This window comes from Sinorhizobium garamanticum (genome assembly GCF_029892065.1).
Lineage (GTDB): Bacteria > Pseudomonadota > Alphaproteobacteria > Rhizobiales > Rhizobiaceae > Sinorhizobium > Sinorhizobium garamanticum.
Genome location: NZ_CP120374.1, coordinates 235,748 through 247,854, shown reverse-complemented (window position 1 = coordinate 247,854; position 12,107 = coordinate 235,748). Strand labels below are relative to the sequence as shown.

Genomic DNA, 12,107 nt, shown 5'->3' with positions numbered 1-12,107 from the left:
CAAAATGCTACAGCGACCTTTGCGCGTCTGAGAAGACGCGCGGCGCTGTAGGCGGGTCGGCTAGCCTTCGTCGCCCCGCCGCCCACAGCATGTCCTGATACCGGAGTTGGAGATGACCGAAAACCGGTTTGTCCTCGCTATGCTTGCGCCGGCAGCAATCTTCTTGGGCTTGCTGGTCGCCTATCCCGTCGCTCTTCTGGTCTTCAATTCCTTCTACAAGGTCGAGCTCATCGCACCGGATGTTCGCGCGTGGGTCGGACTGCAGAATTACATCGAGGTTCTGACGTCATCGCGCGTCCGCGAGAGTGCACTGCGCACTGTGCAGTACACGTGCTTCGCGCTGCTGTTCGAGTTCGTCTTCGGCTTCTGCGCCGCATTGCTGTTCAACGCGATCGCCGAAGGCTCCCGCTGGCACCGCACCATTTTCGCCCTGCCGCTCATGGTTCCGCCGATCGTCGCCGGCCTTCTTTGGAGGTTCCTACTGATCGGCGATATCGGCATCCTCAACTACGGACTGGATAGCCTCGGCCTGGTCGACAATCCCGACGCCATCCGCTGGCTCTCCGACGAGGACGTCGTCATCTACGCGGTTTCCTTCGCAGACATCTGGCTGACGACCTCATTCGTCGCGCTCGTCAGCTATGCGGGTCTGACCAATATTCCCCGCGAACTGCTCGAGGCTGCCCGGATCGACGGGGCAAGTGCCTTGAAGAGGTTTTGGCACGTCACATTGCCGATGATGCGCCCGGTCCTCGCGGTTGTCGTGATCGTCCGGGGCGTCGACGCCGCCAAGACGTTCGACCTCATCTGGATCCAGACACAGGGCGGCCCGCGCCATCAGTCCGAAGTCATTTCCATGAACATCTACCAGAGGATGGTGCGCTACGGTGACCTCGGCGACGCATCCGCTTCCGCAACGCTCTTCCTCCTCGTCATGATCCTTCTCGCCGTCGTCGCCTACTGGAAGATCTGGAGGCCCGCCAATGATTGAGCGCAAGAAGAGTGACGTCGGCCGGACGGTCATCAACGTCTTCGCTTTGCTGCTGGTGCTGTCCTATGCGGTTCCTTACGTCTATCTGCTGATGACGGCGCTCAAACCTGCCGCCGACGTGCAGCAGATTCCTCCATCGTTCTTCCCGAACCGCATCACGCTCGAAAACTTCAGGACGGTTCTTGCCACCCCGAGCCTGCCCGCCGCTTTTGCGAACTCGCTGATGGTGGCGGTGCTGACGACAGTCTTGTCGCTGGTTCTGGCCGTGCCCGCCGCCTACGTCGCGACACAGTATCGCCGGTCGTTCACGACGTTCTTCCTGCTGTTCGCGCTCGTGACCCGCATGGTGCCAGCCGTATCGCTCGGCGTGCCACTGTTCACCTTGCTCAAGTCGATGGGGCTTCTGGATACGACGCTGGGGCTCGTGCTCGCCCACACATCGACTGCCGTTCCCCTTGCATTGCTGCTGATGTCCGCCTTCTTCGAAGGCCTTCCAAAGGAGCTCGAAGAAGCGGCCCGAATGGACGGTTGCACGCGGTTTCAGGCTTTCGTGAAGATCATCCTTCCGGTGATGCGCAGCGGCATCGCGGTCACCGCCCTCTTCTCGTTCATCGCCAGTTGGAACGAGTTCCTCTACGCGCTTCTGCTGACTTCGGAAAAAGGCAAGACCGCCCCCATCGTCATCGCGGAATACAACTCCGTCTATGGGCTGGCCTGGGGGCCGATGACGGCGGCTGCAGTGCTCTATTCGCTGCCAGTCATCCTCATCACCCTCATTCTTCAGAAACAGATTATCGGCGGCCTGACCTTCGGCGCTGTCAAAGGCTAATGGAGACGAGAAATGGCCGAGATTTGCTTGAGCAACATCAACAAGGTCTATGGCGACAGCTTCCACGCGATCCGCAACCTGACATTCGACATCAAGGACGGCGAGTTCCTGGTTTTCGTAGGCCCTTCAGGCTGCGGCAAATCCACGGCACTCCGGATGATCGCCGGGCTCGAGAGCATTTCGGGCGGGGAACTGCGTATCGGCGACAGGCTTGTGAACCATGTAGACCCGAAGGACCGCGATATCGCCATGGTCTTCCAGTCCTACGCGCTCTATCCGCACAAGACCGTCCGGGAAAACATCGCCTTTCCTCTGCGCATGGCCAAGCTGCCGAAGCCGGAGATCGACCGCCGCGTCGAGGAGGCTGCGCGCATCCTGGAACTCACCCCCCATCTCGACCGGAAGCCCGGCAGGCTCTCCGGCGGCCAGCGGCAGCGCGTCGCGATGGGAAGAGCGATCGTCCGCAAGCCCGCGGCCTTTTTGATGGACGAGCCGCTTTCGAACCTCGATGCCAAACTCCGTGTGCAGATGCGGGCGGAGATTTCGCGCCTGCAAAAGGAGCTTGGCGTCACCACCGTCTACGTCACCCACGACCAGATCGAGGCAATGACCATGGGAGACCGCGTCGCCGTCCTGAAGGGCGGCGTGCTCCAGCAAATCGACACGCCGAAGAACCTCTATGACCGGCCCATCAACGCCTTCGTAGCCGCCTTCATCGGCTCGCCCTCGATGACCCTCTACGAGGCATCCCTGTCGGGAGAAGAGCTGCGACTAGGTTCGCAGACCATCAGGCTGCCCGATGAGGTGTTTGCGGCGCGCCCCTGCCTTCGGTCGAACGGTGGGCGAAGAGTAGTCGTCGGCATCCGCCCGGAAGACATGGATGACGCTTCGATCGCTCCGGCAAGCGCAGAGATCCAGGCGGCTGTCACACTCGTGGAGGGCCTCGGTGCTGAGACGATGGTTCATCTCGCGATCGACGCGCCCTGGGTGGACGCCGGCGATCCCGACGCCATCGCGGAGATCGGTCAGCAGCGCTCGGCAGTCGGCCGTTTCTCACCAAAAACAGCCGTTCAGATCGGCGACCGAGCCCGCGTCGCGCTGAACGCCTCAAACCTGCATTTCTTCGATCCCGAAACCCGCACCAGCATCTGGTGACGGCCACAACCCAAGGAGACTGTGACATGACATTGCCGTTCATCCCCACGAGTCCGCTCGCGGGGCTCCCCCTCGTGCGCCCTGGCGTCCGCTCGAAGCGTCAATCGAGCTATGACGTGACCGGCGGCAACAAGGACTTCAAGACCGTCCCCGCCGGCGAGACGCAAGTGATGGCCGACATCGATGGAGCCGGCTGCATCAAGCACATGTGGATTACGACGCGCTGCTACGATCCGCAATATCTGCGCAAGCTAGTGCTCGAGATGTATTGGGACGACAGTTCGGAGCCGTCGGTGTGCGCGCCACTCGGCGACTTCTTCGGTGTCGGTCATGCAACGGGAGCACACTGGTGGTCTCTGCCGATGAACACCACCTTCGGCGATCGCCGCGGGCCGAAAGGGCCGTTCTCTCCGGCGATGAACAGCTACTGGCCGATGCCCTTCGAACGTGGAGCCAGGGTTCAGATCGTCAATGAAGCGGATGAGCCCATCCAGAATCTGTTCTACTATATCGACTACGAGCTTTACGCCGATGGGCTCCCCGCGAATATGGGGCGGTTCCACGCAACATGGAACCGGGAGAACCCGACGACCGCTATACCCACCGTGCAGCCCTACGCCAACCCGGCACCATGGGATCTCGGTGGAGAGAATATCACGGGCGAAGACAACTATGTCGCTCTCGATATCGAGGGCGAAGGCCACTACGTCGGCTGCATACTCAACATCGACAACTTCAATGCCTCCAACCAAGAATACACATGGCCTGGCGAAGGCGATGACATGATCTTCATCGACGGAGAAACATGGCCGCCGTCACTGCATGGCACCGGCACTGAGGACTATTTCGGTTGCTCCTGGGGGTTCCCGGCGGGACAGCACTCGACGCCCTATCACGGCATTTCACTCGGCGCGGACGTACAGGAGCATTTTGGCAAGTGGTCGCTCTACCGCTTCCACATCGAGGACCCGGTGCACTTTTCGAAGTCCATCCGGGTCACCTTCGAGCACGGCCACGCCAACGATCAATCGAACGACTATTCCTCGGTCGCCTACTGGTATGCGCTCAAGCCAACTGCCGCCAAGACTCTGCCGTCGGTCAAGGACCGGCTTGTCCGGCGCTGGCCCGAACATGGGCTGTGGGACAGATAGGTCTCGTCCCGAGCAACTTGGGCCGGTCTTCGTGCCGGCCTCTCTTTTCTTTGGAGACGTGAATCAATACGGGGAAAATTGACCTCTTGCCGCTGTTGCCTGACCAATACCAAGTGTTGGCTATTTCAGTGAGGCCTGTTGGACAAGATGGCGGACAACGTCCAGCCCGCCCTGATAGTCGTCCTGCACGACAGAGGGCAGAGCGCGCTCGGGGGCGCTGCAATTCACCAGCACTGTCGGAGTGTTCGGAAACTCTGTACCGGGCGGGACATGGCGATGAAACATGGTCACGTAGAATACCCCGCCGATACCATGCTCGCGGAAGATCTGCCAGGCGCGCTGCTCTTTCGCCGGATCGGCGGAGGTGTCCACGGTCAGCAGCGTGTAAGGCGTATCGTACGACCGGCCGACAAATCTGCTCACTGACCCAAACGCTTTCGGGTTTGCCGCCATCGACCTCGGCGATCGCGCCGCCACGGAACGCACCAACGGTTTCGCGTAATCGATCAAAATTGCCCTGCCTCGCGCGAAACGCATGTTGTCGACGTCAGACCGGGAGCCCGGCCTGTTTGCGCAAGCTCTTGTCGAATGCGGATTCGGGGACGAAACGGCGCAGCAAGCGAACTTGGCCGGTCAGTTTTCCCGCGGTGTAACGTCTTCTCGGCGCCTTGGCCGTTGCCGCTTTGACAACCGTCTCTGCCACAACCTCGGGGTCGTCGCCTCTTTCGACGCTCTTCCGCAAATGCACTTCCATGTCGGCGCGCACCGCATCATAGACGGCAAGGGAACGATCGGGCTTGGTTATGTTCTCCTCGAACGCCGTGCGGGTAAAGCCGGGCTCGACGAGCGCCACCCGAATTCCGAACGTGCGCAGTTCGTGATCGAGCGATTCGGAGTAGCCTTCGACGGCATGCTTGGTCGATGCATAGAGAGCATTGTAGGGGGACGGGATCAGCCCGAGGATGGAACTTATATTGATGATCCTGCCCTTGCCTTGGCTCCGCATTGTTGGCAACACCGCGTTGGTCACGCGAAGAACGCCGAAGACGTTCACGTCGAACAGTGCCTGAGCCTGGGCAGTCGAGGACTCCTCTGCGCCGCCGAGCAGCCCAATGCCGGCATTATTGACGAGCAGGTCGATGCGCCCTGTCTCGGCTAGCACCTCCTCCACCAGTTTCGCCACGGATGCGTCATCGGTCACGTCACAGGTCAGCATAGTGATACCGTCAGATCTTTCGGGGACCGCGCGACGGCTGGTTCCGAAGACGCGAAAACCCGCCTTCTGCAGGGCTTTGGCCGTCGCGTGCCCGATGCCGGTCGATGCCCCAGTGACCAGGGCGACGCCAAGATTGGCTTTGTTCATGGAAATTACTTCCTTCTTGGTGCTGGATTTCGTTTCGAGTGGATTGGGAAAACGGGAGCGGTCAGAGGCGAGCCTTCAGTCACGGAGCTCCCCAGCGCCGGTCAACTTGTCCGTCCAACGTCGGAACACCGCGCTGGCGTTGACTCCTCCGAAGCCGAAGCCATTGGAGATCGCGTAGTCCATCTCCATTGGCCGAGCCCGGTTCGCAACGAAGTCAATCCTGTCGCCGGCCGGATCTGGAGTGTTCAAGTTGAGGGTCGGCGGGGCAATCTGATCCCTAAGCGCCAGGATCGTGAAGATGGCTTCGAGCCCGCCGGCAGCTCCGAGCAGGTGTCCGGTCGCCGACTTCGTTCCGCTGACAGCTATGGCGGAGTCTGTACCGAAGACCCTCTTGATCGCCGCGATTTCCCCCAGGTCGCCGACTGGCGTCGAGGTCGCGTGTGCATTGAGGTGGCGGATCTCGCGCGGCGAAATTCCGGCCTTGGCAATCGCGATCTCCATCGCGCGGCGCGCACCGTCGCCGTCCTCGGGGCCGGAAGTGACATGGTGAGCGTCCGCTGTCGTGCCGTAGCCGACGAGCTCGGCGAGTGGCTTCGCGCCGCGTGCGAGCGCGTGGCTCAATGCCTCGATGACCAGGATGCCGGCGCCTTCGCCCATAACGAAGCCGTCACGCAACATGTCGAAGGGGCGCGAGGCCCGATCAGGCGTTTCATTGAAACCGGTCGAAAGAGAGCGTGCCGCGGCAAAACCACCGAGACTGACGACATTCATGCAGGCTTCCGTTCCGCCGCACACCGCGATGTCGGCTTCATTGGCGCGGATAAGACGGGCCGCATCGCCGATCGCCTGAATGCCGGCCGCACACGCGGTCACCGGCGCGCCGATGGGCCCTTTGAAGCCGTAACGGATGGAAATCTGTCCCGCTGCCAGGTTCACCAGGAAAGACGGCACGGTGAACGGTGAAAGACGCCGGACACCGCGCTGATCAACCGTTCGCACCGCCTCAGTTATGGCCGGAAACCCGCCGATGCCCGAAGCGATGATCGTCGCGGTGCGGGCCTGGTCATCTTCCGAGACCGGCTTCCATCCCGCCTGCGCAAGCGCCTCTTCCGCCGCCGCCAGTGCGAAGAGAATAAAGCGGTCTACCTTGCGCTGATCCTTTGGGGCAAACACGGTATTCGGATCGAAGCCCGCCTCGGGGTCTTCTTCCAGAGAGGGAACCATTCCACCGACCTTCGCCGGCAGGTCCCCCACGACATCGTCAGGAAGCCGTCGGATGCCCGAACGCCCAGATAAGAGCCGAGACCAGGAAGTCGTCACGTTGGCTCCGAGGGGGCTGACTGCTCCAATCCCTGTAATAACGATGCGACGCATGTGATCTCCAAACTGTCATTTTGTCTCATCCATCTGCACGCCGTGCAGATGCTCGATCGGCGATTGCCGCTTATTCACTTGGCAATAGTGTCGTCCGGGTGATCTCGACACGTATCCCAATGACCGAGCGGGCGAGAACCCGGGAAGGCAGCGTGCGAACGTGTGAGGCAATGACGCCATTGGCAGGAAGTGGACATCTCATGTGTTTCTTGCGGAGGCGGCGATTCGCCGAACTTCGTCGGCGGCTGCCTCGAGAAAGCGCTGCGACATCGCTTCATCATTCAGGATACGCGAGATCGTCACGGCACCCACCATCAGCGACAGCATCGCCATGGCCTTGCCATAGGCTTTTGGACTTTCCGGCTCGGGCATCAATTCGCTGAGCATCTGAAGATGAGCTTGGATGCCATCCTGGAACGGGGCTCTCACCTCCTCGGTTTGACGCGCCGCATCAGCACCAAGCGCCACCAACGGGCAACCGTCGCTCTTCTCTTCGCGATGCCCCATCGACAGGTAGAGCTCAATAACGGCCTCGAGGGGGTCAGGGCTTGCGGCAGCAACAGCCGACCATCGGCGCGTAGCGTGCTCCATCGCTCGCCTCGATGCCTGTGCCGCAAGATCGTCCTTGGATTCGAACTGCTTGTAGAATCCACCCTGGGTAAGACCGGCCCCCTTCATCAGATCTTTGAGCCCGATGCCATCAAAGCCGTGCTCTCGAAAAAGCCGGCTTGCCGCGTTGATGACCGCTTCGCGATTAGCCTCGGCCTGTGCTCGACTAACTCTCATGATCGACTCCAATTAGATTTCACTTGACATCTATATCACAGTTAGATTTAGATCGCAATCTAATAGAGGCAGCGCCCGTCAACAAGGGTCATCCGACATGAACCGCAAATTTCTTCTCACATCCATTGGCCTTGTGGCTGCAGCCGGGGGCGCCGCGTATGCGTTCGTTTTCGAACCGCCAGCAGGGGACGCGGAGGCCGCCGATCCCCGCCTCGCGTCGCCGCTTGTGAAATTGGTGGAAGCCACAAGACCGGAAAGAGCTGATCGCGCCTTCACAGGTACAATCGCCGCCCGGGTGCAGAGCAACCTTGGCTTTCGCGTACCTGGCAAGATCGTTGAGCGACTGGTCGACGTCGGTCAGCAGGTCAAGGCGGGTCAAGCTCTGATGCGCATCGACGAAACCGATTTGCGTCTTGCGCTGACTGCCAAGCGCAATGCGGTTGCCGCGGCCCGCGCGGTCCTCGTTCAGGCAAGCGCGGACGAGAGGCGCTATGCCGCTCTTGTCAAAGGCGGGGTCGCCGCTACTCCCCAACGTTACGAGCAGGCCAAGGCGGCGTTAGATACGGCTGAGGCGCAGCTTGCCGCCGCGGAAGCGGAAGCCAAGGTCGCAGAAAACGAAGCGACCTACTCGGTCCTGGTGGCCGATGCGGACGGAACGGTGGTTGCGACGCTCGGCGAACCAGGACAGGTCGTCGCAGCGGGGCAGACGGTGGTTCAACTCGCGCATGCAGGCCCGCGCGAGGCCCTGGTCGCGCTTCCCGAAACCGTTCGTCCCGCGATCGGGTCGGAAGCCGAAGCAAGTGTCTATGGAAGTGACGGGCGGCGCGGAAAAGCGCGCCTGCGACAAATCTCGGATGCTGCCGATTCCCAAACCCGTACCTATGAAGCGCGTTACGTGCTCGACGGCGAGGCGGCCTCGGCGCCGCTCGGTTCGACGGTAACAATCAGAATCCTCAACGGAGCAGGACAGTCGGAGGTCGCGGTGCCGGTCGGCGCCGTGTTGAATGACGGCAGCCGCACCGGGGTTTGGGTTGTTGACCAAGCTTCTTCCACCGCGCGCTTTGTTCCGATCGAGATCAAACGGCTCGGTGAAGAAACAGCGTCTGTCACCGGGATCGAGCTCGGAGAGCAGGTCGTCGCCCTCGGGGCGCATCTCCTCAAAGATGGCGCGCCCGTCAGGACCGAGCTTCAGGCAGAGGTGTCCAACCGATGAGCTTCAATCTTTCCGCGCTCGCGGTTCGCGAGCGAGCCGTCACCCTGTTCTTCATCGTTCTGCTGGCTGCCGCAGGCGCCTATGCCTTCGTCAAGCTCGGGCGTGCCGAGGACCCCTCCTTCACCATCAAGACCCTGACGGTCACTACCGTATGGCCAGGCGCTACCGCGCGCGAGATGCAGGATCTCGTCGCTGAGCCGCTCGAAAAGCGCATCCAGGAACTGACCTGGTACGATCGCGTCGAGACAACGACAAGGCCGGGCTACGCCTTTCTGACGGTCACGCTGAAGGACAGCACGCCGGCCACGGCTGTCGAAGAGGAGTTCTATCAGGCGCGAAAGAAGCTCGGGGATGAAGCCCGCAACCTGCCTTCCGGCGTCTTAGGTCCCTTCGTCAACGACGAATATTCGGACGTGAGCTTCGCCCTTTATGCGCTGAAGGCCAAGGGTATGCCCATGCGCGAGCTTGTGCGGCAGGCAGAGGTGATCCGCCAGGATCTTCTGCACGTGCCGGGCGTCAAAAAGATCAACATCCTGGGGGAGCGGCCGGAACAGATCTTTGTCGAGTTCTCGTATGCCAAGCTCGCCACTCTCGGACTATCGTCACAGGACATCGCCGCCGCTTTGCAGCGGCAAAACACCGTCACACCGGCAGGGTCGATCGATACGCGCGGGCCGCAGGTCTTTATCCGGTTCGATGGCGCCTACAACAGTGTGCAGGCAATTGCCGACACGCCGATCGTCGCTGCCGGACGCACGTTGAAACTCTCTGATTTCGCGGAGGTGCGGCGCGGCTATCAAGACCCCGCGACCTACATCATCCGCCATGAAGGCGAGCCCGCCATCATGCTGGGCGCGGTGATGCAGCAGGGTTGGAACGGGCTGGAACTCGGAAAGGCGCTCGAAGAAAGATCTGCCGCGATCGCACGGACGCTGCCGCTCGGTATGACACTCGCCAAGGTCAGCGACCAGGCCGTCAACATCGACGCTGCGGTCGGCGAGTTCATGCTGAAATTCGCCATGGCGCTCGGGGTTGTGTTGCTCGTGAGCCTGCTCAGCCTCGGTTGGCGTGTCGGGATCGTCGTGGCGCTGGCCGTTCCGCTGACGCTTGCCGTCGTGTTCCTCATCATGTTGGAAACCGGCCGGTTCTTCGATCGCATCACCCTTGGCGCCCTCATTCTGGCGCTCGGCCTTCTCGTCGACGACGCCATCATCGCCATCGAGGTGATGGTGGTGAAGATGGAGGAGGGCATGGATCGCATCAAGGCGGCCGCCTATGCCTGGAGCCATACGGCAGCGCCGATGCTGTCCGGTACACTCGTGACCATCATCGGACTGATGCCGGTTGGATTCGCCAGATCAACCGCCGGTGAGTACGCCGGCAATATCTTCTGGGTCGTGGGTTTTGCGCTAATCGTTTCCTGGTTCGTCGCAGTCATCTTCACGCCCTACCTCGGCGTCAAGATGCTGCCGGCGATCAAGCCAGTCGAAGGTGGGCACCACGCCATCTACGACACACCGAATTACCGGCGTCTGCGGAGTCTCATCAAGTTCGCCGTGCGCCACAAGTTCATCACATGCGCGGTCGTCGGCGTCGTCATGGCTCTTTCGGTCGTTGGCATGGGAGGGGTGAAACAGCAGTTCTTCCCGACGTCGGATCGTCCCGAAGTGCTGGTCGAAGTCCGCATGCCGGAGGGTACGAGTATCGAGACGACGAAGGCTGCTGTCGAGAAGGTTGAAAGCTGGCTGCAAAACCAGCCCGAGGCCAACATCGTCACCAGCTACGTCGGTCAGGGTGCTCCCCGCTTCTTCTTTGCGATGGCGCCGGAATTGCCGGATCCCGCTTTCGCCAAGATCGTTGTGCTCACCCCTGACTCTCACGCGCGCGAGGCTTTGAAGCAGCGCCTTCGGGCTGCCGTTTCAGACGGACTGGTTCCCGAAGCCTACGTTCGCGTCACGCAGCTGGTGTTCGGTCCGTATACCCCGTTCCCGGTCGAGTTTCGCATCATGGGGCCGGATCCTGCGCAATTGTACCAGATCTCCGAGAAAGCCCTCGACATCATGAAAGGCGTACCGGACGTCCGTCAGGCCAACCGCGACTGGGGTAACCGTACGCCTGTGCTTCGCTTTGTCCCCGACCAGGACCGGCTCAATCTGATTGGCCTTTCGCCGGCTGAGGCAGCCCAGCAGATGCAGTTGCTGCTGAGTGGCATTCCGGTGACGCAGGTTCGCGAGAACATCCGCAACGTGCCCGTCGTCGCACGCAGTGCTGGCGAGAGCCGCCTCGATCCGGCGAGGCTCGCCGACTTTTCGCTGATGAGCAGGGACGGCCGTCAGGTTCCGCTCGATCAGATAGGCCATTCCGAAATCCGGTTCGAGGAGCCGATCCTGAAACGTCGCGATCGAACGCCGGTCATCACGATCCGGTCGGACATCAACGAGGCGACGCAGCCCCCGGAGGTCTCACAGCAGATCATGACGGCACTTCAGCCGCTGATAGCCTCGCTTCCCGTCGGATATCGCATCGAAATGGGTGGAAACATCGAGGAATCGCTCAAGGCCAATGTGGCGCTGGTCAAAATCTTCCCGGCCATGATTGCCGCCATGCTGATCGTCATCATCCTCCAGGTCCGCAGCCTGTCAACGATGACCATGGTCATGTTGACTGCGCCACTCGGTCTTGCCGGGGCGGTTCCGGTGTTGCTCCTCTTCAATCAGCCCTTCGGCTTCAATGCCATTCTCGGACTGATAGGACTGGCGGGAATCCTGATGCGCAACACCTTGATCCTGACCGAACAGATCAAGGAAAACCGCGCTGCCGGCCTCGACGACTATCACGCCGTCATCGAGGCCACGGTGCAGCGAACGCGGCCTGTGATCCTGACCGCACTTGCCGCCGTGCTGGCCTTCATCCCGCTCACGCACTCCGTCTTCTGGGGATCGATGGCCTATACGCTGATTGGCGGCACGGCGGTGGGTACAGTGATGATCCTGCTCTTCCTTCCCGCGCTCTATGCCGCGTGGTTCAGGATCAAGCCGACTGCCGATGAGATCCATGAGGACCCGACAGAGGAACTGGGAGTACGCCTAGCAATGGCGGCCGAGTAGAGCTGGGTCGTCGGGCGGACACGGTGCAAGGTCTCGCGCGTTGACCATGCCTTGACACACGCAAGGTCGGTTGCACGATCTTGCCGCTACAGATGATCGTTCACGGTGAGCCCGGTAGATCCGATTCACCGGTTCTGG

At 61.2% G+C, this 12,107-nt stretch carries 10 protein-coding genes; 6 read left to right on the top strand and 4 right to left on the bottom strand.

From position 1 onward, the window contains the following. Nucleotides 1–112: 112 nt before the first annotated feature. From PZN02_RS21135 to PZN02_RS21120, 4 genes are read left to right on the top strand one after another with little or no spacing between them, the layout of a single operon-like run. On the top strand, nucleotides 113–991 hold the full coding sequence (locus tag PZN02_RS21135; RefSeq protein WP_280662635.1) for a carbohydrate ABC transporter permease: 879 nt from the start codon (nucleotides 113–115) through the stop codon (nucleotides 989–991). Beyond that, on the top strand, nucleotides 984–1,820 hold the full coding sequence (locus PZN02_RS21130) for a carbohydrate ABC transporter permease (protein ID WP_280662634.1): 837 nt from the start codon (nucleotides 984–986) through the stop codon (nucleotides 1,818–1,820). Before PZN02_RS21135 ends, PZN02_RS21130 begins: the two co-directional genes overlap by 8 nt. A gap of 12 nt (nucleotides 1,821–1,832) precedes the next feature. Next, nucleotides 1,833–2,975, top strand: coding sequence for an ABC transporter ATP-binding protein (locus tag PZN02_RS21125; protein ID WP_280662633.1), 1,143 nt, complete (start codon nucleotides 1,833–1,835; stop codon nucleotides 2,973–2,975). A 26-nt stretch (nucleotides 2,976–3,001) separates the two neighbouring features. Continuing rightward, nucleotides 3,002–4,126: a glycoside hydrolase family 172 protein gene (locus PZN02_RS21120; RefSeq protein ID WP_280662632.1), complete on the top strand. Its 1,125-nt coding sequence runs from the start codon at nucleotides 3,002–3,004 to the stop codon at nucleotides 4,124–4,126. A gap of 120 nt (nucleotides 4,127–4,246) precedes the next feature. Here the strand turns inward: PZN02_RS21120 and PZN02_RS21115 are convergent, their stop codons facing one another. From PZN02_RS21115 to PZN02_RS21100, 4 genes are all read right to left on the bottom strand, one after another. After that, nucleotides 4,247–4,636, bottom strand: a complete 390-nt coding sequence (locus PZN02_RS21115; RefSeq protein WP_280662631.1) for a type 1 periplasmic-binding domain-containing protein — start codon at nucleotides 4,634–4,636, stop codon at nucleotides 4,247–4,249. 37 nt (nucleotides 4,637–4,673) lie between these two features. Further along, nucleotides 4,674–5,489, bottom strand: a complete 816-nt coding sequence (locus PZN02_RS21110) for an oxidoreductase (protein WP_280662630.1) — start codon at nucleotides 5,487–5,489, stop codon at nucleotides 4,674–4,676. A gap of 75 nt (nucleotides 5,490–5,564) precedes the next feature. Next, the gene (gene fabF, locus PZN02_RS21105) at nucleotides 5,565–6,863 is read right to left on the bottom strand and encodes a beta-ketoacyl-ACP synthase II (protein WP_280662629.1); all 1,299 of its coding nucleotides are present in this window, start codon (nucleotides 6,861–6,863) and stop codon (nucleotides 5,565–5,567) included. Between the two features lie 198 nt (nucleotides 6,864–7,061). After that, on the bottom strand, nucleotides 7,062–7,649 hold the full coding sequence (locus tag PZN02_RS21100; RefSeq protein ID WP_280662628.1) for a TetR/AcrR family transcriptional regulator: 588 nt from the start codon (nucleotides 7,647–7,649) through the stop codon (nucleotides 7,062–7,064). A gap of 97 nt (nucleotides 7,650–7,746) precedes the next feature. Between PZN02_RS21100 and PZN02_RS21095 the strand changes: the two genes are divergently transcribed. Next, complete coding sequence (locus PZN02_RS21095) at nucleotides 7,747–8,862, top strand: efflux RND transporter periplasmic adaptor subunit (protein WP_280662627.1); 1,116 nt, start codon at nucleotides 7,747–7,749, stop codon at nucleotides 8,860–8,862. Then, nucleotides 8,859–11,969 (top strand): efflux RND transporter permease subunit, encoded by a 3,111-nt coding sequence (locus PZN02_RS21090; protein ID WP_280662626.1) that lies wholly within the window; start codon nucleotides 8,859–8,861, stop codon nucleotides 11,967–11,969. The genes PZN02_RS21095 and PZN02_RS21090 overlap by 4 nt, the downstream gene beginning before the upstream one ends. Nucleotides 11,970–12,107: the final 138 nt, after the last annotated feature.